The sequence below is a fragment of the Pseudomonas sp. B40(2017) genome (assembly GCF_002112855.1).
GTDB lineage: Bacteria > Pseudomonadota > Gammaproteobacteria > Pseudomonadales > Pseudomonadaceae > Aquipseudomonas > Aquipseudomonas pharyngis.
In genome coordinates, this window is record NZ_NEIT01000004.1 from 610,442 (window position 1) to 636,043 (window position 25,602).

Annotated in this window: 29 protein-coding genes; 15 read left to right on the forward strand and 14 right to left on the reverse strand. The window is 60.6% G+C overall.

Annotated features, from left to right (window positions below):
- Positions 1-311 precede the first annotated feature (311 nt).
- Positions 312-593, forward strand: coding sequence for a GNAT family N-acetyltransferase (locus CAF76_RS13565; RefSeq protein ID WP_007955658.1), 282 nt, complete (start codon positions 312-314; stop codon positions 591-593).
- A 68-nt stretch (positions 594-661) separates the two neighbouring features.
- On the opposite strand, the gene CAF76_RS13570 is transcribed toward CAF76_RS13565, so the two are convergent.
- Both CAF76_RS13570 and CAF76_RS13575 read right to left on the reverse strand, forming a co-directional pair.
- Entirely contained in the window at positions 662-1,738 is a 1,077-nt protein-coding gene (locus tag CAF76_RS13570; protein WP_085647560.1) for a 3-deoxy-7-phosphoheptulonate synthase, read from the reverse strand.
- A 130-nt stretch (positions 1,739-1,868) separates the two neighbouring features.
- Positions 1,869-2,312 (reverse strand): PilZ domain-containing protein, encoded by a 444-nt coding sequence (locus CAF76_RS13575; RefSeq protein ID WP_011335308.1) that lies wholly within the window; start codon positions 2,310-2,312, stop codon positions 1,869-1,871.
- Between CAF76_RS13575 and CAF76_RS13580 the strand changes: the two genes are divergently transcribed.
- The 5 genes from CAF76_RS13580 (at position 2,311) to cysB (ending at position 6,269) form a co-directional block, all read left to right on the forward strand.
- Positions 2,311-2,697: a co-chaperone YbbN gene (locus CAF76_RS13580; RefSeq protein ID WP_085612203.1), complete on the forward strand. Its 387-nt coding sequence runs from the start codon at positions 2,311-2,313 to the stop codon at positions 2,695-2,697. The two genes, CAF76_RS13575 and CAF76_RS13580, sit on opposite strands and share 2 nt — an antisense overlap.
- Positions 2,694-3,650, forward strand: a complete 957-nt coding sequence (locus CAF76_RS13585) for a putative 2-dehydropantoate 2-reductase (protein ID WP_178076174.1) — start codon at positions 2,694-2,696, stop codon at positions 3,648-3,650. Before CAF76_RS13580 ends, CAF76_RS13585 begins: the two co-directional genes overlap by 4 nt.
- Positions 3,651-3,673: 23 nt before the next feature.
- Positions 3,674-4,579: a 5'-nucleotidase gene (locus tag CAF76_RS13590; RefSeq protein ID WP_039770472.1), complete on the forward strand. Its 906-nt coding sequence runs from the start codon at positions 3,674-3,676 to the stop codon at positions 4,577-4,579.
- A gap of 98 nt (positions 4,580-4,677) precedes the next feature.
- Positions 4,678-5,181: a universal stress protein gene (locus CAF76_RS13595; protein ID WP_007955683.1), complete on the forward strand. Its 504-nt coding sequence runs from the start codon at positions 4,678-4,680 to the stop codon at positions 5,179-5,181.
- A gap of 113 nt (positions 5,182-5,294) precedes the next feature.
- Positions 5,295-6,269, forward strand: coding sequence for an HTH-type transcriptional regulator CysB (gene cysB / locus CAF76_RS13600; RefSeq protein WP_003183769.1), 975 nt, complete (start codon positions 5,295-5,297; stop codon positions 6,267-6,269).
- An 8-nt stretch (positions 6,270-6,277) separates the two neighbouring features.
- Here cysB and CAF76_RS13605 read toward each other — a convergent pair whose 3' ends face one another.
- Complete coding sequence (locus CAF76_RS13605) at positions 6,278-6,760, reverse strand: GreA/GreB family elongation factor (RefSeq protein ID WP_085647562.1); 483 nt, start codon at positions 6,758-6,760, stop codon at positions 6,278-6,280.
- A 2-nt stretch (positions 6,761-6,762) separates the two neighbouring features.
- The gene (locus CAF76_RS13610) at positions 6,763-7,170 is read right to left on the reverse strand and encodes a hypothetical protein (protein WP_085647563.1); all 408 of its coding nucleotides are present in this window, start codon (positions 7,168-7,170) and stop codon (positions 6,763-6,765) included.
- Positions 7,171-7,294: 124 nt separating this feature from the next.
- On the opposite strand from CAF76_RS13610, the gene earP reads away from it, so the two are divergent.
- Positions 7,295-8,437, forward strand: a complete 1,143-nt coding sequence (earP, locus tag CAF76_RS13615) for an elongation factor P maturation arginine rhamnosyltransferase EarP (protein WP_085647564.1) — start codon at positions 7,295-7,297, stop codon at positions 8,435-8,437.
- Between the two features lie 48 nt (positions 8,438-8,485).
- A complete protein-coding gene (locus tag CAF76_RS13620) occupies positions 8,486-9,055 on the forward strand; it encodes an elongation factor P (RefSeq protein ID WP_007955690.1) in 570 nt (189 codons plus the stop codon).
- Positions 9,056-9,134: 79 nt separating this feature from the next.
- On the opposite strand, the gene CAF76_RS13625 is transcribed toward CAF76_RS13620, so the two are convergent.
- From CAF76_RS13625 to CAF76_RS13640, 4 genes are all read right to left on the reverse strand, one after another.
- Complete coding sequence (locus tag CAF76_RS13625) at positions 9,135-10,148, reverse strand: alpha/beta hydrolase (RefSeq protein WP_085647565.1); 1,014 nt, start codon at positions 10,146-10,148, stop codon at positions 9,135-9,137.
- A gap of 33 nt (positions 10,149-10,181) precedes the next feature.
- On the reverse strand, positions 10,182-10,601 hold the full coding sequence (locus tag CAF76_RS13630) for an organic hydroperoxide resistance protein (RefSeq protein WP_007940002.1): 420 nt from the start codon (positions 10,599-10,601) through the stop codon (positions 10,182-10,184).
- A gap of 272 nt (positions 10,602-10,873) precedes the next feature.
- Positions 10,874-11,338, reverse strand: coding sequence for a MarR family winged helix-turn-helix transcriptional regulator (locus CAF76_RS13635; RefSeq protein WP_039770460.1), 465 nt, complete (start codon positions 11,336-11,338; stop codon positions 10,874-10,876).
- A gap of 83 nt (positions 11,339-11,421) precedes the next feature.
- Entirely contained in the window at positions 11,422-12,378 is a 957-nt protein-coding gene (locus CAF76_RS13640; RefSeq protein ID WP_039770458.1) for a LysR family transcriptional regulator, read from the reverse strand.
- Positions 12,379-12,490: 112 nt separating this feature from the next.
- On the opposite strand from CAF76_RS13640, the gene CAF76_RS13645 reads away from it, so the two are divergent.
- Complete coding sequence (locus CAF76_RS13645; RefSeq protein WP_085647566.1) at positions 12,491-13,240, forward strand: sulfite exporter TauE/SafE family protein; 750 nt, start codon at positions 12,491-12,493, stop codon at positions 13,238-13,240.
- On the opposite strand, the gene CAF76_RS13650 is transcribed toward CAF76_RS13645, so the two are convergent.
- The gene (locus CAF76_RS13650) at positions 13,230-14,084 is read right to left on the reverse strand and encodes a LysR substrate-binding domain-containing protein (RefSeq protein ID WP_170844876.1); all 855 of its coding nucleotides are present in this window, start codon (positions 14,082-14,084) and stop codon (positions 13,230-13,232) included. The genes CAF76_RS13645 and CAF76_RS13650 overlap by 11 nt on opposite strands.
- A gap of 97 nt (positions 14,085-14,181) precedes the next feature.
- On the opposite strand from CAF76_RS13650, the gene CAF76_RS13655 reads away from it, so the two are divergent.
- Both CAF76_RS13655 and CAF76_RS13660 read left to right on the forward strand, forming a co-directional pair.
- Entirely contained in the window at positions 14,182-14,397 is a 216-nt protein-coding gene (locus CAF76_RS13655) for a DUF1127 domain-containing protein (protein WP_039770454.1), read from the forward strand.
- Positions 14,398-14,461: 64 nt separating this feature from the next.
- Complete coding sequence (locus CAF76_RS13660) at positions 14,462-15,682, forward strand: winged helix-turn-helix domain-containing protein (RefSeq protein WP_085647567.1); 1,221 nt, start codon at positions 14,462-14,464, stop codon at positions 15,680-15,682.
- 17 nt (positions 15,683-15,699) lie between these two features.
- Here the strand turns inward: CAF76_RS13660 and CAF76_RS13665 are convergent, their stop codons facing one another.
- A complete protein-coding gene (locus CAF76_RS13665) occupies positions 15,700-17,046 on the reverse strand; it encodes a class II 3-deoxy-7-phosphoheptulonate synthase (protein ID WP_064598326.1) in 1,347 nt (448 codons plus the stop codon).
- A gap of 150 nt (positions 17,047-17,196) precedes the next feature.
- Here CAF76_RS13665 and CAF76_RS13670 point away from each other — a divergent pair, with 150 nt between their 5' ends.
- Positions 17,197-17,952: a spermidine synthase gene (locus CAF76_RS13670; protein ID WP_085647568.1), complete on the forward strand. Its 756-nt coding sequence runs from the start codon at positions 17,197-17,199 to the stop codon at positions 17,950-17,952.
- A gap of 3 nt (positions 17,953-17,955) precedes the next feature.
- On the opposite strand, the gene CAF76_RS13675 is transcribed toward CAF76_RS13670, so the two are convergent.
- Positions 17,956-18,747, reverse strand: a complete 792-nt coding sequence (locus CAF76_RS13675) for a crotonase/enoyl-CoA hydratase family protein (RefSeq protein ID WP_085647569.1) — start codon at positions 18,745-18,747, stop codon at positions 17,956-17,958.
- A gap of 422 nt (positions 18,748-19,169) precedes the next feature.
- Here CAF76_RS13675 and CAF76_RS13685 point away from each other — a divergent pair, with 422 nt between their 5' ends.
- Positions 19,170-20,843, forward strand: a complete 1,674-nt coding sequence (locus tag CAF76_RS13685) for a DEAD/DEAH box helicase (protein WP_007955707.1) — start codon at positions 19,170-19,172, stop codon at positions 20,841-20,843.
- Between the two features lie 77 nt (positions 20,844-20,920).
- On the opposite strand, the gene CAF76_RS13690 is transcribed toward CAF76_RS13685, so the two are convergent.
- Positions 20,921-21,688, reverse strand: coding sequence for a class III extradiol ring-cleavage dioxygenase (locus CAF76_RS13690; protein WP_085647570.1), 768 nt, complete (start codon positions 21,686-21,688; stop codon positions 20,921-20,923).
- Between the two features lie 102 nt (positions 21,689-21,790).
- Here CAF76_RS13690 and CAF76_RS13695 point away from each other — a divergent pair, with 102 nt between their 5' ends.
- Positions 21,791-22,444 carry a thiopurine S-methyltransferase gene (locus tag CAF76_RS13695; protein WP_064598314.1) on the forward strand — a complete coding sequence of 218 codons (654 nt, stop codon included), beginning with the start codon at positions 21,791-21,793 and terminating at the stop codon, positions 22,442-22,444.
- 59 nt (positions 22,445-22,503) lie between these two features.
- Here CAF76_RS13695 and htpX read toward each other — a convergent pair whose 3' ends face one another.
- Both htpX and CAF76_RS13705 read right to left on the reverse strand, forming a co-directional pair.
- Positions 22,504-23,391, reverse strand: coding sequence for a protease HtpX (gene htpX, locus CAF76_RS13700; protein ID WP_064598312.1), 888 nt, complete (start codon positions 23,389-23,391; stop codon positions 22,504-22,506).
- A gap of 304 nt (positions 23,392-23,695) precedes the next feature.
- Positions 23,696-24,907, reverse strand: coding sequence for a pyridoxal phosphate-dependent aminotransferase (locus CAF76_RS13705; protein WP_007955711.1), 1,212 nt, complete (start codon positions 24,905-24,907; stop codon positions 23,696-23,698).
- A gap of 225 nt (positions 24,908-25,132) precedes the next feature.
- Between CAF76_RS13705 and msrB the strand changes: the two genes are divergently transcribed.
- Complete coding sequence (gene msrB, locus CAF76_RS13710; RefSeq protein ID WP_064598308.1) at positions 25,133-25,528, forward strand: peptide-methionine (R)-S-oxide reductase MsrB; 396 nt, start codon at positions 25,133-25,135, stop codon at positions 25,526-25,528.
- Positions 25,529-25,602: the final 74 nt, after the last annotated feature.

Here is a 25,602-nt window from a genome sequence, read left to right on the forward strand (position 1 = left end):
GTTGAGGTGACTTTAAAACAGGCGGCTCGTCTTAAGTCTCAACATCCGGCGATGTTCAGCCTTTCGGCTCGGGAAGATCGTCTCCCGAACCGGCCCTGAGTCCACCGGAACTGCCCCGTCAATCCGCACGATGACGAGCGTACCTTGAGCATTTTCGCCAATGGTGCCTACTATTTGATACGTGCTCGGGTTGCGCGAGATCGGTGCAGTTCTTCTCGATGCCCATCAGGCACGGGGTGGCGTAGATGTTCCTTCGCCGGGAAAACATCGGTAAGGTAGGGGTCAGAATTCGAGACCCGCGAGGAGTAGTGATGAGCGAGGCGTTGTCCATCCACCATGACCAGGCTGGTCATCAGTTCGAGACCAATGTGGACGGTCATCGTGCCTACCTGACCTACATGGATCTGGGGAAACAGACCCTGGATATCTACCGCACCTTCGTGCCCAACGCTTTGCGTGGCCGAGGCATTGCGGCAGCCCTGACCGAGCGGGCGCTGCAATACGCCGATGAAATGGGCTACACGGTCATTCCTTCGTGCTCCTACGTGGAGCGCTACATGGAGCGTCATCAGCGGCGCACCGCCAAGATCTGACTGACCTCACCGCATACACAAAAACGCCGGGCAATGCCCGGCGTTTTTTTATGCCTGCGAAACGGCTGTCATCTGCGCTGACGTTTCGGCAGCACATCCTTGAGCTTGGCGTGCACGCTGCGCAAGGTGTTTTCGGTAGCGGACCAGTCGATGCAGGCGTCGGTGATCGACACGCCATATTGCAGGTCGGCGAGGTCTTTCGGGATCGCCTGGCAGCCCCAGTTCAGATGACTCTCGACCATCAGGCCGATGATCGACTGATTGCCTTCGAGGATCTGGTTGGCGACGTTCTCCATCACCAGCGGTTGCAGGGCCGGATCCTTGTTGGAGTTGGCGTGGCTGCAGTCGACCATGATGTTCGGTTTGATCTTCGCCTTGTTCAGCGCCTGCTCGCACAGGGCGACGCTGACCGAATCGTAGTTCGGCTTGCCGTTGCCGCCGCGCAGCACCACGTGGCCGTAGGCGTTGCCCTTGGTGGTGACGATCGACACGCCACCCTCCTGGTTGATGCCCAGGAAACGGTGCGGGCTGGAGACCGACTGCAAGGCGTTGATCGCCACGGTCAGGCCGCCGTCGGTGCCGTTCTTGAAGCCGACCGCCGAGGACAGGCCGGAAGCCATCTCGCGGTGGGTCTGGGATTCGGTGGTCCGTGCGCCGATGGCCGACCAGCTGATCAGGTCCTGCAGATACTGCGGGGAGATCGGGTCGAGGGCTTCGGTCGCGGTCGGCAGGCCTTTCTCGGCCAGGTCCAGCAGCAGCTGGCGACCGATGTGCAGACCGTCCTGGATCTTGAAGGAGTCATCCAGGTACGGGTCGTTGATCAGGCCTTTCCAGCCGACGGTGGTCCGTGGCTTTTCGAAATACACGCGCATGACCAGATACAGGGTGTCCGAGACTTCTGCCGCCAGCACCTTCAGGCGATCGGCATATTCATGGGCAGCCTTGATGTCGTGGATCGAGCAGGGGCCGATCACCACGAACAGACGATGGTCGGTGCCATCGAGAATGTTGCGGATGACTTCGCGACCCTTGGTGACAGTGCGCAAGGCAGCGTCGCTCAGAGGGATATCACGCTTGAGCTGATCGGGAGTGATCAGGGTCTCGTTGGAAGCGACGTTCAGGTCGTTGATCGGTAAATCAGCCATCGTTTACTCGTCAGGTCACGGGTGCCGGCCGCCAGCAATCCCCGCGCGGCGGAGCACAGCAGATTTAAGCGCGACGGGGAGCCGAACCTTATCGCGTTAGGCGCCTGCTAGACAATGGGCAAGTCACTGTTCAGTCCAGCACGGGCTGCGCGAAAGCCTTGCGAACGGTGTCGTGGGAGAACTCGTCGGCGTGTTGTTCGACCCATTGCAGGGCCAGGGCCTGAATATCCTGGAGGTCGTCGTGGGCGTCGTTGAGTCGGCAATAGCGTTCGATCTGACACACCTGCTCACCCATTCGCGCGCTGAACAGGGTCTGTTCGTCGGTGAAGGCGATGCCCACCAGATAGCCTTTTTTACGTCGCAGGCACCAGGCCACGTAGCCCGGATAACAGATGTCGGCGTTGAGGGTCGGCATGCGCACCTGCAATGCGGTGCCATGGCGCCAGGCACGATGGTAATTGCAAGCGATGCCGCCGAGGCTGATAGTGTGCAGCCGTTGACGCGAAATACACTCCGGTGTGAGCAAGGTCAATTCAACGGGCACATCATCCGGATGAGGAATAAACCGTCCCATGAGCACAGACTCCCTGTGTCGGCCATTTGACATTGTTTCCCCCAGTATAGTGGTCGAATCGCAGCTGACCGATTTCGACGCCGACCAACGGCTGCTGGCGATGAGCGGCGTTTCGCTGGTGATTTTCACCAGCGTCGGCTGCGCCAGTTGCCGCTATGCCCGCGAAGTGTTGCCGGGGCTCGATCTGGTTGTCGATCGCGTGTGCTGGATCGATGCCGGTGACAATGGCGGACTGGTCGAGCGTTATCAGGTCTTTCATTTGCCGGCGCTGTTTGTGGTGCGCGACGGCGAGTTCTTTGGGGCGGTACACACGCGCCTGAATGCCGATGAGCTGAACGCAGCCGTGGCGCAGGCGCTGGGTCGAATTGCAGAGGAGTTGCCGTGATGGGAGCAGTGAACAAACCGGTGGTGGGGATCATTGGCACCGGCGCCATCGGCGGGTTCTATGGGGTGATGCTGGCCCGGGCCGGGTTCGATGTGCACTTTCTGTTGCGCAGTGAATTTTCCGCGGTCGCCGAGCGCGGCTTGCAAGTGGACAGTGCCGTGCATGGTGTGTTGACGCTGAACCCGGTGCAGGCCTATTCGTCGGCTGAAGACATGCCGCCCTGCGACTGGCTGCTGGTCGGCGCCAAAACCACCAGCAATGCCGGATTGGCGCCGTCGATCATTCAGGCGGCGAAATCCGACGCGAAAGTGCTGGTATTGCAAAACGGCCTCGACGTCGAAGACAGCTTGCGGGCGTTGCTGCCCGATTCACTGCACTTGCTGGGCGGCTTGTGCCTGATCTGCGTCCACCGCGAAGGGCCGGGCCAGGTCACCCACCAGGCGCTGGGGGCGGTGAACGTTGGCTATCACAGCGGCCCGGCAGCGGATGACGCGGCGCGCATGGCAATTGTCGAGGAGGGCGCCGGTCTGTTTAGGGCCGCCGGTCTCGATTCCCAGGAGATGCCGAATCTGCATCAGGCGCGCTGGCAGAAACTGGTGTGGAACATTCCCTATAACGGGCTTTCGGTATTGCTCGGCGCCGGCACCACGCCGTTGATGGCCGACACAGACAGCCGCGCGTTGATTCAGGCACTGATGGCTGAAGTGGTGCAGGGCGCCAAGGCCTGCGGCCACGACATGCCGCCCGGTTACGCTGAATACCTGTTCATGATGACCGAGAAAATGCCCGACTATTGGCCGAGCATGTATCACGACTTCCTGCACAAACGACCACTGGAGCTCGAGGCGATCTACGCTCGTCCTTTGGCGGCGGCAAAAGCGGCAGGCTGCGAGTTGCCGCGTATCGAATCGTTGTATCGCACATTGAGCTTTATCGACCGGCGCAACGTTTAAACCGGTCGCATTGGGGGAAAGGCATGGCCAAGAACATCGATGACAAACTGGTGCTGGCGATCTCGTCCCGTGCCCTGTTCGACCTCAGTGAGAGTCACAAGGTCTACCTGTCGAGCGGCGTCGAAGCCTATCGGCAATATCAGATCGAACACGAAGACGAAATCCTCGCGCCGGGTGATGCCTTTCCGCTGGTGGAAAAACTGCTCAATCTCAACAGTCGCCTCGGTCGCGCCCGGGTCGAGGTGATTCTGGTGTCGCGCAACAGCGCCGACACCGGCCTGCGCGTTTTCAACTCCATTGGTCACTACGGCCTGGCGATCTCCCGTGCGGCGTTCGTTGGCGGGCGCAGTCCTTATCCGTACCTGAAGGCTTTCGGTTGCGACCTGTTTCTCTCCACCCATGCCGAAGACGTACGCGCCGCGCTGGATGCCGGTTTCGCGGCGGCGACCATTCTGTCCGGCGGCGCCAGTCGTGCGGCCAGCGACGAATTGCGCATCGCCTTCGACGGTGATGCGGTGCTGTTTTCCGACGAGTCGGAGCGCGTCTATCAATCCGGTGGCCTCGAAGCCTTCCAGGCCAAGGAGCGTGAATCCGCTCGCGAACCGTTGCGCGGCGGGCCGTTCAAGGGTTTTCTCGCGGCGCTCAATCTGTTGCAGCGCGAGTTCTCCGATGAGGAGTGCCCGATCCGCACCGCACTGGTCACCGCGCGCTCGGCTCCGGCCCACGAGCGGGTGATCCGTACCTTGCGCGAGTGGGACATTCGTCTGGACGAGTCGCTGTTCCTCGGCGGTCTGACCAAATCGGCGTTCCTCGAAGCCTTCGCCGCCGACGTGTTTTTCGACGATCAGGCCGGCCACTGCGAGCTGGCCCGGGAAGTGGTGGCGACCGGTCACGTGCCCCACGGCATCAGCAACGAACCGGCGGTCTAAAGCCCTCGTGGTTCAAGACGTTGCGTCGCACGTCGTACTCGCCAAGGCACTGCTAAGCTGAATCAAATCTCCGCCATGTTGGCACGCGAGGAGGTCATATGATTCGTTCGATGCTGTATGCCACTGACCTCGGTCTGTACGCACCGTTAGTGATGCAGCATGCCCTGGCGATGGCGCGAACGTTCAATGCCGATCTGTACGTGGTCCACGCGGTGGAGCCCATGGGGCTGTTTGCCGAATCGGTGTTGCAGAGCTATCTCGACGAACAGGCATTGAACGAATTTCACAGTCAGGGTCTGAAAACGGTCATTGCCAATATCGAGCAGCGGGTGCTCGATAGTTTTCGCGAAGAACTGGGGGACGAGGGCGAGCAGGACCTGCAGCGGATACGCGCGGTACGGGTGCTGCAGGGCGATCCGTCACAGGTGATTCTCGATCAGGTGCAGAAACTCTCTGTCGATTTGCTGATCGTAGGAAGTCATAGCCACGGGGTCGGGGCGGAAACACCTTTGGGGCGAACGGCGGCCCGGCTGCTGCAATTGTCCAAGGTGCCGGTTTATCTGGTGCCGCTGGTGGAGCGTCGGCGTCGAGAGGATCGCTGAAGCAGGAATAATGGCACTTTGATAAAAAAGTTCTAGATTTATTCTTCAAACCATTAATATAGTTATATACCGTCGCTGATGCCCGTGGCGTCTACCTGCTTTGAGGGATTCATATGAAGCTTCAACAACTGCGCTACATCTGGGAAGTGGCGCACCACGACCTCAACGTTTCCGCTACAGCCCAAAGCCTCTACACCTCGCAACCGGGCATCAGTAAACAAATCCGTCTGCTGGAAGACGAACTGGGCGTCGAAGTGTTCGCCCGCAGCGGCAAGCACCTGACCCGTGTCACGCCGGCCGGCGAGCGCATCATCACCACTGCCGGTGAAATTCTGCGCAAGGTCGAAAGCATCAAGCAGATCGCCCAGGAATTCTCCAACGAGAAGAAGGGCACCCTGTCGATCGCCACCACCCACACCCAGGCACGTTATGCGTTGCCGCCGGTGATCAGCAATTTCATCAAGCAATACCCGGACGTGGCGCTGCACATGCACCAGGGCTCGCCGATGCAGATCGCCGAGATGGCAGCTGACGGCACCGTCGATTTCGCCATTGCCACCGAAGCGCTGGAGCTGTTCGGCGATCTGGTAATGATGCCGTGCTATCGCTGGAACCGTTGCGTGGTCGTGCCCCAGGGCCACCCGCTGACCAAACTGCCGAAGCTGACCCTTGAAGCGCTGGCCGAATACCCGATCGTGACTTACGTGTTCGGTTTCACCGGCCGTTCGAAACTCGACGAAGCCTTCAGCCATCGCGGCCTGACGCCGAAAGTGGTGTTCACCGCTGCCGACGCCGACGTCATCAAAACCTACGTACGTCTGGGCCTGGGTGTTGGCATCGTGGCGAAAATGGCGGTCGACACCAAACTGGATAACGATCTGGTGGTGCTCGATGCCAGCGAACTGTTCGAGTCCAGCGTGACCAAGATCGGTTTCCGTCGCGGCACCTTCCTGCGCGGCTTCATGTGCGACTTCATCGAGAAGTTCGCACCGCACCTGACCCGCGAAGTCATGGCCAAGGCCATTCAGTGCCACAACAAGCAGGAACTGGAAGAGCTTTTCGATGGTGTCGAACTGCCGGTCCACTAAGCCCCTGTCTACAGCACCTCGGTGACAGCAAACTGTTGCCGGGTGCCTGCTACCAGAATCTCCACCTCGTCACCCGCGAACTTGCCCAGCAGGCTTTTGCCCAGCGGCGAGCGCGGGGTGATGACGGTAATCGGCTGACCCACCACATCGACTTTCAGACCCGCCGCATCCGGCGCCAGAAACAGCCATTGCTCGCGACCCTTTTCGTCTTCCAGGCCGAGCAGGGCGCCGATTTCAATCCCTCGCTGATCGTCATACGCGCGCAGCGTCAGGTTCTGGCAGAGCGCCAGTGACTGACGAATTTCCTCGACCCGTTTCGCCTGGCCCGCCGCCAGATACGACGCCTCGAGGCCCAGAGTGTCGTACTTGTTTTCGGCGATGTTCTCTTCGTGGGTCGCGGTTTCGTAAGCGGTTTGCGCCGCGCGTTCGGCGATGTCGAGGTCGACGCGCAGCTTGTCGAGAATCAGTTGGTGAACCGTCTGTTTATTCATGATCAATCGCAGAATTGCAGGACATTGGCGCGGCTTTTTTCGCTCGGGGCCGTCTGATCCTGTTGCAGCCAGAACTGGCATTTGGGGTTCGACAGATTGCGCGTGCTGCCACGGGCCTGGTCCAGGCGTGCCTGCTGTTCGTTCTTGCGCAGGTTTTCTTCGTACTGCTCGAACAGGCGGTTTTGTGGCTCAGGTTCTGGCTGCGGCTGGGCCGCCACTGGAGATTTGCTCAGTTGTTGCACCGCCTCCGCCACCGGCTGCAGTTGACGGCTGAACACCAGCGAGGCGAGCCAGCAAGTCAGTGCAATGGCCAGGAAACCCAGCCACAGACCCAGGGCAATGCTGCCGGTCAATTGCAGCGCGCTAAGCTGAACAGGCAACGGACGACGCGGGTTGGGACGATAGGGCATGGCTGCCTCCTGGCGGATGTATGCGGGCGAGCGGCGATTGTCGCACGAAGATTAATTGTCGTCGGCTCTTCTGCATTGAGACATTTATGCGGACAATCGGCGCTTTTGCCAACGGGAGCCTTGAATGCCGCCACTGAACACCCGCTGGGACATTTTTTGTACGGTCGTCGATAACTACGGCGACATCGGCGTGACCTGGCGTCTGGCCCGGCAACTGGTCAGCGAGCAGGCAATGACGGTGCGATTGTGGGTCGATGACCTGCGCGCTTTCGAACGCATTTGCCCGGAAATCGACATCGGCCTCGATCAGCAATGGCAGCAGGGCGTCGAAGTCCGGCACTGGCCGGCTGACTGGCAGGAATCAGCAGCGGCCGACGTGGTGATCGCGGCTTTTGCCTGCCAGTTGCCGAGCATTTACATGGACGCCATGGCCGCACGGGAAAAGCCGCCGTTGTGGATGAACCTCGACTATCTCAGCGCTGAAGACTGGGTGGTTGGCTGCCACGGTCTGCCGTCGGTGAAGTACAAGTCGGTGCAGAAGTACTTTTTCTTTCCGGGATTTCAGCCGGGGACCGGTGGCTTGCTGCGTGAGAGCGGTTTACTGGAGCGGCGTCAGCAGTTTCAACAGGACCCCGAGGCGCAGCGACAATTCCTGCACGGTCTGGGGATCGCTCCTGCGCCCGGTGCGCAGCTGATTTCGCTGTTTGCCTACGAGAATGCCGGACTCGCCAGTTGGCTGGATGTGCTCGCGGCGGACGCTACGCCTACCCATCTGCTGGTGCCGGAAGGACGGATTCTCGGCGATGTCGCCCGTTGGCTTGGAGTCGAGTCGCTGCCGGTCGGTGCAATGCACGTTCGTCAGTCGCTGACAGTGCAGGTGCTGCCGTTCGTCCGTCAGGATCAATACGATCAATTGCTCTGGTGCTGCGATTTCAACGCGGTGCGCGGCGAGGATTCGTTTGTCCGGGCGCAGTGGGCGGGGCGGCCGATGCTGTGGCACATCTATCAGCAGGACGAAGACATCCACCTCGACAAGCTGGACGCCTTCCTTGCGCTTTACACAAAACGCCTTTCGCCCGCTGCTGCCGAGGCGATGAACGGTCTGTGGCGCGCGTGGAGTGCCGGGCAGCCTATCGGCGACCACTGGCTTGAGGCCCGAAAATACTGGCCTGAACTGCAGAAAAACGCCGAGGCATGGTGTCTGGAACAGGCCTTGCAGGCCGATCTTGCGACGGCGCTGGTACAGTTTTACCGAAATTGGATATGATACGCGGCCTAGATTTTTGTAAATCCCATCCAAATTCGGATATTCGCAATGAAAACTGGTAAAGAACTCAAACCCGGTACCGTGATCCGTATCGACAACGATCCTTGGCTGGTTCAGAAAGCTGAATTCACCAAGTCGGGCCGTAACAGCGCGATCATGAAGACCAAGCTGAAGAACCTGCTGACCGGTTACAAGACCGAAACCGTTTACGGTGCGGACGACAAGCTGGACGACGTGATCCTGGACCGCAAAGAAGCGACCCTGTCCTTCATCAGCGGTGACTCCTACACGTTCATGGACACCACCGACTACACCATGTACGAGCTGAACGCCGAAGACATCGAAAGCGTTCTGCCATTCGTGGAAGAAGGCATGACCGACGTTTGCGAAGCCGTATTCTTCGAAGGCCGTCTGGTTTCCGTAGAGCTGCCGACCACCATCGTGCGTCAGGTTGACTACACCGAAGGTTCCGCTCGCGGCGACACTTCCGGCAAGGTGATGAAGCCTGCCAAACTGAAGAACGGTACCGAGCTGTCGGTTGCTGACTTCATCGAAATCGGCGACATGATCGAAATCGATACCCGCGAAGGCGGTTCCTACAAAGGCCGTGCCAAATAAGCACTGTTTTTTGCGGAAAGAAAAAGCCCGACCATTGAGTCGGGCTTTTTTGTGCCTGATGTCTCGTCCTGAATAAGGCTTACTTCTTCAGGTGCTGCTTCAGTTCTTCCGAGGCCTGCAGCATCGCCGAACGCACTGCCGGCACCTGGCTGACCACGTTGAGCAAACCGTAGTCGTGGATCATGCCGTTGTAGCGCACCGAGGTCACCGGCACGCCGGCTTCGTCGAGTTTGCGGGCGTAGGCTTCACCTTCGTCACGCAGCACGTCGGCCCCGGCGGTCTGCACCAGCGCAGGCGGCAGACCTTTCAACTGCGCAGTGGTGGCCCTCAACGGTGAGGCGTAGATCTCGTTCCGCTGGTTGGCGTCAGTGGTGTAGTTGTCCCAGAACCACTTCATCATGTTGCGAGTGAGGAAGTGCCCCTCGGCGTACTGGTTATACGAACCGGTATCGAAATTGGCATCGGTCACCGGCCACAGCAGCACCTGGAATTTGATCGCTGGCGTGCCTTTGTCTTTGGCCATCAGGGCGACGACTGCCGCCATGTTGCCGCCGACGCTGTTGCCCGCCACCGCCAGACGCTTGCCGTCGACGTTGATCTCTTTACCGTGTTCGGCCACCCACTTGGTGGCGGCGTAAGCCTGGTTGATCGCCACCGGGTAATGCGCTTCCGGCGAAGGGGTGTAGTTGACGAACACCGCCGCCGCACCCGAGCCGACCACCAGATCCCGCACCAGACGTTCGTGGGTCGGGAAATCCCCCAGCACCCAGCCGCCGCCGTGGAAAAACATGAACACCGGCAGCTCGCCCTTGACCCCGGCCGGCCGGACGATGGTCAGGCTCAACGGTTGGCCATCGACCTGGATGGTTTTCTCGCTGACGTCCGCTTTGGGTAGCGTCAGTTTGACCCCGGACTGCGCGCCCGTCAGCACGGCGCGGGCATCCTTGGGCGTCATCTGTTCCATCGGTTTGCCGGTGCCGGCATTCAGCACATCAAGGAACGCCTGGGTGTTGTGTTCAACCTCCCCGGCGAATGCGCTGTGGATGGACAGGGCGAGAAGAGTACCGGTCAAGACTTTGCTGAAAGTGTTCATGTTCATTTCCTGTACGGGCCTGAGTGTCAGTGATTACACGGTGACGTGCAGACGCACATCGACGTTGCCGCGAGTGGCGTTGGAGTACGGGCAGACCTGGTGGGCAGCGTCGACCAGGCTTTGTGCGTCAGCCTGTTCCAGGCCCGGCAGGCTGATGTGCAGGTCGATGTCCAGACCGAAACCGCCAGGAATCTGGCCGATGCCGACGTGAGCGGTGATCGAGGCGTCGTCCGGGATTTTGCGTTTGGTCTGACTGGCGACGAATTTCAGGGCGCCGATGAAGCAGGCCGAGTAGCCGGCGGCGAACAGTTGCTCAGGGTTGGTGGCTGCGCCGCCGGCACCGCCGAGTTCTTTCGGGGTGGCCAGTTTGACGTCGAGGACGTTGTCACTGGAGATTGCACGACCGTCACGGCCGCCAGTGGAAGTTGCGATTGCGGTGTAGAGAGTTTGCATGATGTGAGCCTCATAAAGTGTGGTTTGTTGCGCTAATTGTTTGCGCGCTAACTAGGTGCGAAGTAAATATACTGCGCGAATATTTAGTGCGCAAGATAAATTTTTGAAGAAAGCAGGAATTCACGCTTGGATTGGAAAGTGGCGTGATCTCAAGCTTTTGATATTTAAGGATTTTTTAATGTAAAACGAGATGAAAATTTTTTCGGTGATAAGCGGGGAAGGGGCGATGCGCCTGCAGGCGCAAGGCTGCGCCCACAGGAAAAGGGGGAGTTTTAAGTGAGGCTATCCTGCAAATGACCACGCAAGGCCTGCAACTCGGCTTGCAGGTTTTGCAGGCGCTCCAGCGTGAAGCCACTGGCCCCCAGGATGCATTGTGGAACGGTCCGGGCCTTGTCTTTCAAGGCGCGTCCCTGGGCAGTCAGTTCAACGATCACCACACGCTCATCCTCACGGCTTCGCGTACGGCTGAGCAAACCTTCACCTTCCAGCCGCTTGAGCAACGGGGTCAGTGAACCCGGGTCGGTCAGCAGGCGCGTGCTGATTTCTCCGACGGTCAAACCATCCTTCTCCCACAGCACCATCATCGCCAGGTATTGCGGATACGTCAGGCCAAGCGCTTGCAACAGTGGCTTGTAGACTTTGGTCATCATCAGCGAAGTGGAATGCAGGGCGAAGCAGGCCTGATTGTCGAGCAGCAGGTCTTCGCAGTGATCGGAGGTGTTGCGGTCGGTGGTCATGTCAGTGCCTTGAACGGTGATGCAGATGAATCTAGCGCTCGAATCTTTAATGCGCCAGACAATTGTGCCCGGTGGCGAATCGGTCAGTGCCGGCCCAGCTCCCGTTGCAATGCCAGATCCCAAGGCGGCACGGGGCTGAACCGGGTCTTCAGGTATTCCAACAGCAGACGGCTGCGGGAGCTGGCCTGTTGCTCCAGCCGCAGTGCATAGATGCCGGTGCTTTCCGGTTTCGGCAGGCCGTTTTCACAGAAAAGCGGCAGCAACTCGCCACGCAACAGGTATTCGCTGGCCAACCAGGTTGGCAGATGCGCGATCCCGAGTCCCGCGAGCGCTCCGCACACCAGCGCCTCGGCGTTATTGGCGCTCATGCGCACCCGCGCCGGGCGGTGCAATTGCATCTGCCCGTTCTGTTCGAAGCGCCAGGCGAAGGGCGGGGCGAGGCCGTCCCAATCCAGGCCGTCATGCTCGCTCAATTGCGCGGGTTCGCTCGGTACGCCGCGGCGCTTGAGATAGTCGGGGCTGGCGCAGGCAATGCGCACCATGCTCGCCAGAGGGGTGGCCACCAGCCGGGTGTCAGCCATTTGCCCGGCGCGCAACACCAGATCGACTTTACCCAGGTTTGAACCGTCCATGTCGACGAAGCTGTCGATCAAATGCAGTTGTACGTCCAGCCCCGGATACAACACCAGAAAATCGGCAATCACCGGCGCCAGATGCCGCCGTCCGAACGCCGCCGGCGCATCCACCCGAATCAGACCCTCCGGCGCACTGCTCAGGGATACCGCTTCAGCCCGGGCCAGTTGCAACTCCGCCACAATCCGCCGCGCTCGTTCGGCAAATGCCAGACCCGCCGGCGTGGCGCGCACTGCGTGAGTACTGCGGATAAACAACTGGCTGCCGACCGCGCTTTCCAGACTGTCGATACGCCGGGCAACGGCGGATGGCGTCAGAGGATGTCGGCGCGAGGCAGCGGAAAAACTGCCACTCTCCAGCACGTCGAGAAACAGCCCGAGTTGTTCGGTCAATTGATTGGGATTCATGAGTCGACTCAGTGCCTATGCGGATTTGGCACAGCCATTGTGCGTTGCTGTGCGTTTCCGTGCCAGCGCCGACTGCGTAGGATGAGTCGACTGACGTTTGAGGAATTCTGCTGTGATCGAGTTTTTGCTGTACCTGTTGTTTGGCGCCGCCCTTGGCACCCTGGGTGGGATCTTCGGCATTGGCGGCGGGCTGATCGCCATTCCGCTGCTGGGCGTGTGGTTCGGGCTCGATCAGCAGATCGCCCAAGGCACAGCGCTGGTGATGGTGGTGCCGAACGTAATGTTGGCGCTGTGGCGTTATCACCAGCGTAACCGCATCGAACTCCAGCATGCGTTGCCGCTGGCGGTGATGGGATTCTGTTTCGCGTGGATCGGCTCGATCTGGGCCGTGGGCATCGACGAGCAAACCATGCGCATCGGTTTTGTCGCGTTCCTCGTGGCGTTGTCGGCCTACAACCTGGTGCGCATGTTTGGCGCGCGTCCGGCAGCGACTTCCGAGATGCGTTATTCATGGCCGTGGCTGGGTGTGCTCGGCGCGGCGTCGGGCACCATGGGCGGCTTGTTCGGTGTCGGCGGGGCGGTGGTGGCGACGCCGGTGCTGACCAGTCTGTTCGGCACTACTCAAGTGGTCGCTCAGGGGCTTTCGCTGGCGCTGGCATTGCCGAGCACCGGCGTCACGCTGGTGACGTACGCGGTGCACCACGAAGTGGACTGGATGATCGGCCTGCCGCTGGCCATTGGCGGGCTGGCCAGCATCAGTTGGGGCGTGAAAGTCGCCCACGCGATGCCGGAAAAACTCCTGCGCGGGCTGTTCTGCGGGTTTCTGGTGCTGTGCGCGGTGATGCTCGCCTTTAAAGTTTGAAGCCTTCGACGATGTGCTCGGCCAGGCATTCGGTGATCGGCGACGGATTGTTGAGGTTGCGGATCAGCATGATGCTGGCCTCGGGCAGCAGCGGCAGATTTTCGGCATCTCCAAGAATCCGCATGTCGGGGGTAATCAGGCTTTCCAGCTGCGCGGTGATCGCCAGACCCGCGCTCACCACTGCCATCAGCGCCGACAGGCTGGTGCTGTTGTAGGCGATCCGGTATTCGCGGCCCATCGCGTCCAGCGCATTGCAGGCCCACAGGCGGCAGAAGCAATCACTGTTGAACATCGCCAGCGGCAACGGCGTCTGCTCGTGGGCGCTGAAATTCTGCGCCTCGGCCCACACGAAGCGTTCCTTGCGCAGCAACTGGCCAATTTCGTTGCCCGGCTCGCGGGTGACGATCGACAGATCGAGGTCCGTGCGTTGCAGCAATTGTTTGGTTGACTCGCAGTGCACTTCGATCTGGATCAGCGGATAGAACTGCGCAAAACGCGACAGAATCCCCGGCAGAAAGCGCATCACGTAATCGTCCGGCGTGCCGATCCGCACGGTGCCGACCATGTGTGGCTCGCGCAGGGTGTTGAACACTTCGCTGTGCAATTTCAGGATGCGCCGCGCATAACCGAGCAACACCTGGCCTTCAGCGGTCAGGCGCACCTGACGCCCGTCGCGCTCGAACAACTGGCGCTGCAGCACGTCCTCTTCCAGACGTTTCATCTGCATGCTCACCGCCGATTGGGTGCGGTTGACCATTTCGCCGGCGCGGGTAAAACCGCCCTGATCGGCAATCGCGACAAAGGTGCGCAGGACATCGGTATCGATACTGGGATATGCCGACAATTGATGAATCTCCGTGATGCATGCCATCAGAAACATTCGTTGGATTGATCGTAGCTCTGGCGGGAGACTTGAGCCATCCCAAAAAGGAGGCAACACGATGAAAGGTCAAAGAGAGTACGCAGGCGAAGAAAAATTTTCCGGCCATATCGTTTCCGATCTGCTGCACAAGTTTAGCCGCTGGTACGAATTGCACCGTGAGCGCGAGCTGCTCGCCAGCCTGAGCGACGAAGCGCTCAAGGACATCGGGGTCAGCCGTGCCGATGTCGAACACGAGTCGGTGCGGCCGTTCTGGGACGATCCGATGCATAAATGATGAGGCCATCGCTACACAAACCCTCTTGCAGTGAGGTAGGTTGCGAGCAGACATGGAGGTACACATGCCCGCGACACTGTCCTTTTCCCTTAAACAGGCTCGACGTCTGGCACTGGCTGCCCAAGGGTTTCACGGGCGCCAGCCGCCGGCTGTCAAGGCCATGCACCTCAACCGGCTGATCGAACGCCTCGGTCTGTTGCAGATCGACTCCGTCAACGCCGTGGTGCGCTCGCACTACCTGCCGCTGTTCTCCCGTCTCGGTTCCTATTCTGCTGACTTGCTCGACCAGGCTGCCTGGAGTTCGGGGCGACGTCGTTCGCTGTTCGAATACTGGGGCCATGAAGCGTCGCTGCTGCCGTTGTCGATGTACCCGTTGATGGGCTGGCGCATGCAGCGGGCCAGGCGCGGTGAAGACATCTATCAGCAATTGGCGCGCTTCGGTCGCGAGCAGCAGGACACCATTCGCCGGGTGCTGGCGTCGGTCGAAGAGCAGGGCGCATTGGGCGCCGGCAGCCTGTCGACCCGCGAGGAAAAGGCCGGGCCGTGGTGGGACTGGAGTGCGGAAAAACATGCATTGGAATGGCTGTTTGCTGCTGGCGAAGTCACCGTCGCCGGACGCCGTGGCTTCGAGCGGTTGTATGACTTGCCGGAGCGGGTGATTCCGGCTTCCGTGCTGCACCAGCCATTGCTCGATGAGGCCGAGGCGCAGCGCGGTTTGCTGCTGCATGCAGTGCAGGCGCTGGGTGTCGGCACGGAAAAAGACCTGCGTGATTACTTCCGACTGAATCCTTCCGATGCCCGCCCGCGTCTGGCCGAACTGGTCGAGGACGGGCAGCTGCTGACTTGCGAAGTCGCCGGATGGCGGCAGATCGCTTATTGCCTGCCCGAGCCGAAAATCCCTCGAAAAGTCGAAGCCAGCGCGCTGCTGTCACCTTTCGATTCACTGATCTGGGAGCGCAGCCGGACCGAGCGGCTGTTCGATTTTCGCTATCGGCTAGAGATCTACACGCCGCAGGAAAAGCGGGTCTACGGCTATTACGTGCTGCCGTTCCTGCACAACGAACGGATTGCCGCGCGGGTTGATCTGCGCGCCGAACGGGTGGCGGGGCGGTTGGCGGTGCATGCGGTGCACGAGGAAGAAACGGGGCTGGACGAGGCGGGGATGCTGGCCCTGGCGCTGAACCTGCGGCGCATGGCGGACTGGTTGGGGCTTGAGCGGGTGCAGCTCAATTGTCAGCGGGAAAGTGCAGGGCGGTTGCGGATGGCGCTGGCTCAAATTGACTGAGCCAGCGCCCTCGCGATTTAGCGTTTGACCTGTTTCAGCGTTTCTGCGATCAAGAACGCCAGTTCCAGCGACTGATCGGCATTCATCCGTGGGTCGCAGTGAGTGTGATAGCGATCCGACAAGCCATCTTCAGTGATTGGCCGCGCGCCACCGATGCACTCGGTGACGTTCTGCCCGGTCATCTCGATGTGGATGCCGCCAGCGTAGCTGCCTTCCGCTTCGTGGACCTGGAAGAACTGCTTCACCTCACCAAGGATTTGCGCGAAGTCGCGGGTCTTGTAGCCGCTGCTGGCCTTGATGGTGTTGCCGTGCATCGGGTCGGAACTCCACAGCACCTGCTTGCCTTCACGTTGCACCGCACGGATCAGCGCCGGCAGGTGATCGCCGACCTTGTTCGCGCCCATCCGTGCGATCAGGTTGAGGCGGCCCGGATCGTTGTCCGGGTTGAGCACGTCGATCAGGCGGATCAGGTCGTCGGGGTTCATGCTCGGGCCGACTTTGACACCGATCGGGTTGTTCACCCCGCGCAGGAATTCGACGTGGGCGCCGTCGAGCTGACGGGTGCGGTCGCCGATCCACAGCATGTGCGCCGAGCAATCGTAGTAATCGTTGGTCAGGCTGTCGCGGCGCACGAAGGCTTCTTCGTAGTTCAGCAGCAGCGCTTCGTGGGCGGTGAAGAAACTGGTTTCGCGCAGTTGCGGCGAGCTGTCCATGCCGCAGGCGCGCATGAATGCCAGGGTTTCATCGATGCGGTCGGCGAGGTGGCTGTACTTTTCGGCCAGCGCCGAATTGGCGATGAAGTCCAGGTTCCACTTGTGCACCTGATGCAGGTCGGCAAAACCGCCCTGGGCGAAGGCGCGCAGCAGGTTGAGGGTGGCGGTGGACTGGTGATAGGACTGCAGCAGACGCTCAGGATCCGGTACGCGGCTGGCGGAGTCGAAACCGATGCCGTTGACGATGTCGCCCCGGTAGGCCGGCAGGGTCACGCCGTTGATGGTCTCGTCGTTGGCCGAACGTGGCTTGGCGAACTGACCGGCCATGCGCCCGACCTTGACCACCGGGCAACCGGCGGCGAAGGTCATGACGATTGCCATTTGCAGCAGCACTTTGAAGGTGTCGCGAATCTTCGCGGCGGAGAACTCGGCGAAGCTTTCGGCGCAGTCGCCGCCCTGCAGCAGGAACGCCCGGCCCTGGGTGACTTCGGCAAACTGACGGCGCAGCTCGCGCGCTTCGCCGGCAAACACCAGCGGCGGATAGCTGGCCAGCGTCTGCTCGACCTGGCGCAGATGCGCGGCGTCGGGGTATTGGGGTTGTTGCTGGATCGGCAGGGCGCGCCAGCTGTCAGGGCTCCAGGGTTGGCTCATCACGGTCTCTAAGGTTCTACGCACGGACGGCCATGTTAGCAGCAATTAGTGCGTGACCTGCTCCCGCCGCTTCGCCGACAATCGCCGCTTTGCCACGGCACCGCAGCGGTGCCATCGCGTCACCGCGCCCGGTGACCACCAGGAGACGAAATGACTGAGGAGCGCGTCGAGCTGTTGCTCGCCGAGGTACAGGATGAGTTCGGCGTGATTCGCGTGCTGGAAGTGGCCGACTACCGCTTTCTGGAGTTCGGCGATGCCATCGAGCAAAGCTGTGTGTTTACCGCCGACCCGAGCTGGCTGGAGTACGACTACACCCGGGCGATGCTGATCGGCGCGTTGTGCCATGAGCAGCCGGAGAGCGCGCTGTTTCTCGGGCTGGGCGCGGGCACGCTGACCCAGGCCTGCCTCAAGTTCCTGCCGCTGGAAGATGTCGAAGCCATCGAGTTGCGCCCGGACGTGCCGCGTCTGGCCATCGAATACCTCGGGCTGGATGACGATCCACGGCTGTACATCCGCGTCGGTGATGCCCTCGAACTGCTGCCGACCGCTGAACCTGCAGATCTGATCTTCGTCGACCTGTACACCGATGTCGGCCCCGGCGCCGGGCACCTTGCGTGGAATTTCCTCGGGGACTGTCAGAAACGTCTGAATCCCGGTGGCTGGCTGGTGATCAACCAATGGGCCACCGACGACGGCAAACCGTTGGGCGCGGCGCTGTTGCGCGGGCTCTATCACCGGCATTACTGGGAACTGCCGGTGAAGGAGGGCAACGTGATTCTGATCGTGCCGGCGGATCTGGATCAGGTGCTGGACATGCAGGCGCTGACGGCACGGGCTGAAGCGCTGGCGCCGAAGCTGGGCTACTCGTTGCAGTCGTTGATCAACTGCATCCGTCCGGCGACCTGATCTTCAAAGGCCTTTGAAAACCCCTGGTCTGCGCTCCACCAGCGAGCGCACACCTTCCTTGGCATCTTCAGTGGCCAGCAACTTCTTCACCAGCGGCGGCAAGCTCTGCGCCGCTGCGGTCTCACCTGCGTAGCGTGCCTGCCGCGCTGACATCAGCGTCGCCTGTACGCCAAGCGGCGCCTGGCGGGCAATGCGCTCGGCCAGTTCGATGGCGCGTGGCAGCAAATCTTCAGTGGCCATGATTTCCTGCACCAGCCCCAGGCGTAGCGCATCGTGGGCATCGAATTCGTCGCCGGTCAGCAGCCAGCGCATCGCGTTGCCCCAACCGGCGATCTGATGAAAGCGTAGCGTCGCACCGCCGAACGGAAAGATCCCACGCTGCACTTCCATCTGGGCGAAGCGGGTGTTGCTGGCGCACAGGTTGATGTCAGCAGCGAGCATCAGCTCGATGCCGATGGTCAGGCAATAACCCTGCGCAGCGACGATCACCGGTTTGCTGACCCGCGGCCCGACGAACACGCCCCATGGATCGCAACCACCGGGCGGCACCTGCCAGCCCTGGGCGAGGGCGGAACTGGCGTTGACCAGATCGAGCCCGGCGGTGAAATGCTCGCCATGCCCGAACACCACCGCCACCCGTGCGTCGCTGTCGGCCTCGAATTCGCCGTAGGCCAGGGCCAGGTCGTTGAGCAGGTCGAGGTCGAAGGCATTGCGCTTGGCGGCGCGGTCCAGGCCGATCAAATGCACGTGACCGTGACGCGCACGGCTCACGCGGCCGGGGCAGGGCTGATTCATGGGTGTTTCCTCGCAGGGGAAGAAAGGGTGCAGCGACCAGATGCCGCACATCGGTGAATCGTTTAAGCGCCATCGCCCGCAGGGCCGGGGTCTTTGAAAAATAGACCTTTGCCCGATTATCCGCAAAACCCCGTTACACAGCGGTGACAACTGCATTTCGCCGATAAAAAAAGCTCCCTTTTTGGGCAAATTCCGGTATAGTGCGCGCCGGCCTTTAACCGGGCCGCGTTTAGGTAGCGCAATTCCCCGAAGTCAGCTTCGGCTGCACGTCCGCACTGCGGGCTCTTCCTTGACGATTCTTTTTCATTCATTCGTTTTCGCAAATCCCCGCCGACAAAGCTGCCAGGGCGACTCTTGAGTCTCAACACGGCATGTGCAGCTTTGGAGCATGGGTCTTTGCGGATGCACTTAGAGGCAGACCCATGACCCAGGAAATCGGCGGCTTCGCCGCTCTTGAACTTCATCCCAATATTGTCGCTGCAGTAGTCGCTACCGGCTATGAAGAGCCTTCGGCCATTCAGCAGCAGTCGATCCCGATCATCCTCGCCGGTCACGATATGATTGGTCAGGCGCAAACCGGTACCGGTAAAACCGCTGCCTTTGCCCTGCCTATCCTGCACCGCATTGATCCGTCCAAGCGCGAGCCGCAAGCTCTGATCCTGGCCCCAACTCGTGAGTTGGCGCTACAAGTTGCAACCGCTTTCGAAACCTACGCCAAGCAAATGCCGGGCGTGACTGTTGTGGCTGTCTACGGCGGCGCGCCGATGGGCCCACAATTGAAAGCAATCCGTAATGGCGCACAGATCGTTGTCGCCACTCCGGGCCGTCTATGCGACCACCTGCGTCGCGACGAAAAAGTACTGCAGACCGTGAACCACCTGGTTCTCGACGAAGCAGACGAAATGCTCAAACTGGGCTTCATGGACGACCTCGAAGTCATCTTCAAGGCCATGCCGGAAACCCGTCAGACCGTATTGTTCTCGGCGACCCTGCCGCAATCGATCCGTGCCATCGCCGAGCGTCACCTGCGCGATCCAAAGCACGTGAAGATCCAGAGCAAGACCCAGACCGTTACCGCGATCGAACAGGCTCACCTGTTGGTTCACGCTGACCAGAAGACCTCTGCCGTTCTCAGCTTGCTGGAAGTGGAAGATTTCGACGCTCTGATCATGTTCGTGCGCACCAAGCAAGCGACCCTGGATCTGGCCAGCGCCCTCGACGCCAAAGGCTACAAAGCCGCCGCGTTGAACGGCGACATCGCCCAGAACCAGCGTGAGCGCGTGATCGACTCGCTCAAGGATGGCCGTCTGGACATCGTTGTAGCGACCGACGTTGCCGCCCGTGGTCTGGACGTTCCGCGCATCACCCACGTGTTCAACGTGGACATGCCGTACGATCCGGAATCCTACGTACACCGTATCGGCCGTACCGGCCGTGCCGGTCGCGAAGGCCGCGCGCTGCTGCTGGTGACGCCACGTGAGCGCCGCATGCTGCAGGTAATCGAGCGTGTAACCGGTCAGAAAGTTGCCGAAGTGCGTCTGCCGGACGCTCAGGCCGTTCTCGATGCCCGCATCAAGAAACTGACCAACAGCCTGTCGCCGCTGGTGGCTGACGCCGAATCGACCCACGGTGATCTGCTGGATCGCCTGACCGCCGACATCGGTTGCACCCCGCGTGCCCTGGCTGCCGCACTGCTGCGCAAGGCTACCAATGGTCAGGCGTTGAACCTGGCAGCGATCGAGAAGGAACGTCCACTGGTGCCGAACAGCGCGCCGCGTGGCGACCGTCCTGAGCGTTCCGGTGATCGTCCGGACCGTGGTGATCGTGAGCGTCGTGCGCCAATGCCTTTGGGCGAAGGCCGTGCTCGTTGCCGTACCGCGCTGGGCGCGCGTGACGGTATCGCGGCGAAAAACCTGCTGGGCGCCATCCTCAACGAAGGTGGTCTGGCACGTGAAGCCATCGGTCGCATTCAGGTGCGTGACAGTTTCAGCCTCGTCGAGCTGCCGGAAGATGGTCTGGACAAACTCCTGACCAAGCTGAAGGACACTCGCGTTGCCGGTAAGCAGCTGAAACTGCGTCGCTACCGCGAAGATTGATCCGCTCTAGGGCTGATTGATCGAACATAAAAAATCCCCGACTGGTTCGGGGATTTTTTTTGCCTGCGATTTGGGCATCAGCCGAAGCGGTAGATGTCCATGCCCAGCGCGCCCATGGTGAAACCTTGATGGGCAATGCTGAAATCACCGCCGGCACCTCGGGCGAAGTACAGCGGCAACAGGTGCTCGTCGCTTGGATGGTTGCGTGCTGCGTTCGGTGCCTGCTGGCGGTAATCGTGCAGGGCGGCTTCGTCGTTGGCGGCCAGTTTGTCGACTATCCAGTCGCGGAAATCCCGGGCCCACGGCTCGACACTCTCCGGGCCGGCGCGCCAGTCCAGTTCTCGTAGGTTGTGGGTGATGCTGCCGGAGCCGATCAACAGAATGCCCTGTTCGCGCAGCCTGGTCAGCGCCTGGCCGACGCGGTTCTGCAGCGCCGGACCGCCACGACTCGGTAGGGAAACCTGCACCACCGGGATGTCAGCCTGCGGGTACATCAGCGACAGCGGCACCCACACACCGTGATCGAACGGTCGTTGTGGATCGAGGCGTGCCGGCAGGTCGTTGGCGGTCAGCAGATCGGCAACCTCACGAGCCAGTTGCGGATCGCCCGGGGCCGGATACTGCACTTCAAACAGCGCGCGGGGGAAACCGCCGAAGTCGTGCCAGGTTTCCGGTTGCGGATGGCTGCTGACCAGCAGCTCATGGCTTTCCCAGTGGGCGGAAACGATCACGATGGCTTTCGGGCGTGGCAGTTCGGCCGCCAACCGGGTCAGGGCCGGGCCGCTGGCGCCGGGCTCAAGTGCCAGCATGGGCGAACCGTGGGAGATAAACAGGCTGGGAAACATGGAAGGGTTCCTGAGCGTTAAGATGGTTCATCTTCAGTCAGTTCATTGATCTAATTCCAATATAAGTTTTAACGCCTTTTGATCGAATTCTTAGGAGGATGCATGCAGCCGGAGTTTTGGCACAAGAAGTGGGAATCGAACCAGATCGGCTTTCACCAGCCGGAGGTGAACCCGTATTTGCAGCGGCACTGGCCCGATCTGGCCATCCCGGCGCAGGCGCGTGTGTTGGTGCCGTTGTGTGGGAAAAGCCTGGATCTGCTGTGGCTTGCCGGGCGTGGGCATCGGGTGCTCGGCGTCGAGCTGTCGGAGAAGGCCGTGGAAGACTTCTTCCGTGAGCAGCAATTGCAGCCGCAGGTGAGCGAGCAGGGCGACTTCAAGGTTTATCGCGCTGACGCGATCGAGTTGTGGTGCGGGGATTTTTTTTCGCTGACTGCGGCTGACGTGGCGGGTTGCACCGCGCTGTATGACCGTGCGGCAGTGATTGCCTTGCCGCAAGCGATGCGCGAGCGTTATGCGGCGCACTTGCAGGGTCTTTTGCCGACATGCCGAGGGCTGTTGGTGACGCTGGATTACGATCAGTCACAGATGGCAGGGCCGCCATTTTCCGTAGACGATGCCGAAGTGCAGCGTTTGCTGGGCAGTACCTGGCGTGTCGAGATGCTGGAGGAGCAGGATGTGCTCGGTGACAGCTGGAAGTTCGTACAAGCCGGCGTAACTCGGCTGGAAGAGCGGGTTTACCGGATTTGCGGGGAGTAATCGACAGGCAAAAAAAGGCCCGCATCACTGCGGGCCTTTTGGTTGGTGCGCCGGTTTGATCAACCGCGACGACGCAGGGCGTCGATACGCTCTTCCAGCGGCGGGTGGCTCATGAACATGCGAGCAAACCCCTGTTTGATACCGCCGTTGATGCCGAAGGCATTCAGGGTGTCAGGCATGTGCACCGGCAGGCCCTGTTCGGCGCGCAAGCGTTGCAAGGCGTTGATCATCGCCCCCGTACCGGCCAGGCGGGCGCCGGCATCGTCGGCACGGAACTCGCGTTTGCGCGAGAACCACATCACGATTGCGCTGGCCAGAATGCCCAGCACCAGCTCGGCGAAGATGGTCGCGATGTAGTAGGCCATGCCCTGGCCTTCTTCGTTCTTGAAAATCACCTTGTCGACGAAGTTGCCGATGATCCGCGCGAAGAACATCACGAAGGTGTTCACGACGCCCTGGATCAGCGCCAGGGTGACCATGTCGCCGTTGGCCACGTGGCCGATCTCGTGGGCCAGCACGGCCCGCACTTCATCTTCCTTGAAACGCTCGAGCAAGCCCTGGCTGACCGCGACCAGTGCGTCGTTCTTGTTCCAGCCGGTGGCGAAGGCGTTGGCTTCATAGGCCGGGAAAATCCCGACTTCGGGCATCTTGATCCCGGCTTCCCGGGACAGTTGCTCGACGGTTTGCAGCAGCCATTGTTCGTGGCGAGTACGTGGCTGGGTGATGATCTGGGTGCTGGTGCTCATCTTCGCCATCCACTTGGAGATGAACAGCGAGAACAGGGAACCGGCGAAACCAAAGACTGCACAGAAAACCAGCAGCTGATTGAGGTTGAGATCAACCCCGTTGGCCGCCATGAACCCGTTGAACCCGAAAAGGCTCAAGGTGATGCTGGCTATCAGCACGACCGCCAGGTTAGTGGCCAAAAACAGCAGAATGCGCATCATGGTTGTAGAAATCTCCTCAAGCTAAAGATGTAGCGTACTGCGGGGTATATAAGGTGCGGCACCTGGCGATTCAACCGAGTGACTATTTCAAACTGTGTCCTACACCGGATTCGCCCTGCCATGGGACATTTCCCACCGGTGAAATCGCTATGGATGACAGGCACGCACCACCCGCCCTGATTGCGTCAGGCACGCATGATTGGTATGAATCGCAAGTGTAGAAGGTGCTGGAGGAGGGGCGCAGCAGAAGTGTTGCTGAATCAGACAGTGCGCAACGTTCGGGCCGTTGCGCACCGAGCGCCGGTTACTGGCGGTAGGACTTGAGGAAGTTGCCGATGCGACCGATGGCCATGTCCAGGTCATCGACCCGCGGCAGGGTCACCACACGGAAGTGGTCAGGCCACGGCCAATTGAACGCCGTACCTTGCACCACCAGCAGCTTCTCGGAGAGCAGCAGATCGAGCACGAATTTTTCGTCGTTATGGATCGGGCAGACTTTCGGGTCAATCTTCGGGAATGCGTACAGCGCGCCCATCGGCTTCACGCAGCTCACGCCGGGGATGTCGTTGAGCAACTCCCAGGTGCGGTTACGTTGCTCCAGCAAACGGCCTTGCGGCAGTACCAGATCGTTGATGCTCTGATAGCCGCCCAAGGCGGTCTGGATCGCATGCTGGCTTGGCACGTTGGCGCACAGGCGCATATTGGCCAGCATGTCGATGCCTTCGATGTAGCTGTGAGCGTTGTGTTTCGGCCCGGAGATGGCGATCCAGCCGGAGCGGAAACCGGCCACGCGATATGATTTGGACAGACCGTTGAAGGTCAGGCACAGCAGGTCCGGGGCCAGGGATGCGGTGCAGATGTGCACGGCGTCGTCGTAGAGGATCTTGTCGTAGATCTCGTCGGAGAACACCACCAGGTTGTGCTGACGGGCCAGCTCGAGCATGCCCAGCAGCACTTCCTTCGAATACACCGCGCCAGTCGGGTTGTTCGGGTTGATGATCACCATCGCCTTGGTGTTCGGGGTGATTTTCGCCTTGATGTCGGCCAGGTCCGGGAACCAGTCGGCGCCTTCGTCGCACAGGTAATGCACCGCGTTACCACCGGCCAGGCTCACGGCAGCGGTCCACAGCGGGTAGTCCGGCGCCGGCACCAGCACTTCGTCACCGTTGTTGAGCAGCGCTTGCAACGACATTACGATCAGCTCGGACACGCCGTTGCCCAGGTAGATGTCTTCGATGCCGACACCTTCGACCTGCTTCTGCTGGTAGTACTGCATCACCGCCTTGCGCGCGCTGAACAGGCCTTTGGAATCGCTGTAGCCCTGGGCGGTCGGCAGGTTGCGGATCACATCCTGGAGAATTTCGTCCGGCGCCTCGAAACCAAAGGGTGCCGGATTGCCGATGTTCAGCTTGAGGATGCGATGGCCTTCCTCTTCCAGGCGTTTGGCGTGCTTGAGCACCGGGCCGCGAATGTCGTAGCAGACGTTGGCGAGCTTGTTCGATTTGCTGAACTGCATGGCGATGTGATCCCGAAAATGAACGATCCAGGCGGCGGGTGGACAACCGTGCTGGGAATCCTGCGTCTTCACACAGGCAAGTGTCTCGAGCGGCGGTTTCCAACAATCCGTTTGAATGCGCAGGAACCCGCTGCCAGACTGGCGTGTGACGAGGCGCAATCATACGTGCCGCCCGATCCGTGGAAAAGGTACAGATCGGGCTTTTTCAGCCGCTGAGGTGTGATGATGGAAAAGATTGAAAAGACCCTGGAAGAATGGCGGGCGATGCTCGACCCCGAGCAGTTCAACGTGTGCCGCCTGAGCGCCACCGAGCGGCCGTTCTCCGGCAAGTACAACGCCACCAAGACCGATGGCGTCTACCACTGCATCTGCTGCAATGAGCCGCTGTTCGACTCCAGGACCAAATTCGACTCAGGTTGCGGCTGGCCAAGCTTCTACGCGCCGATCGGCGACAACGCGATGACCGAAATCCGTGACACCAGCCACGGCATGATCCGCACCGAAGTGAAATGCGCCAAGTGCGATGCACACCTTGGCCACGTGTTCCCGGACGGTCCGCCGCCGACCGGCCTGCGTTACTGCATCAACTCGGTGTGCCTGGACCTGGTGCCGCGCGAATAACCGATACGGGCGATCCTCGGGTCGCCTTTCGGATAATTAAATTGCACACAATTCAATTGCTCGCTATTTTTGCC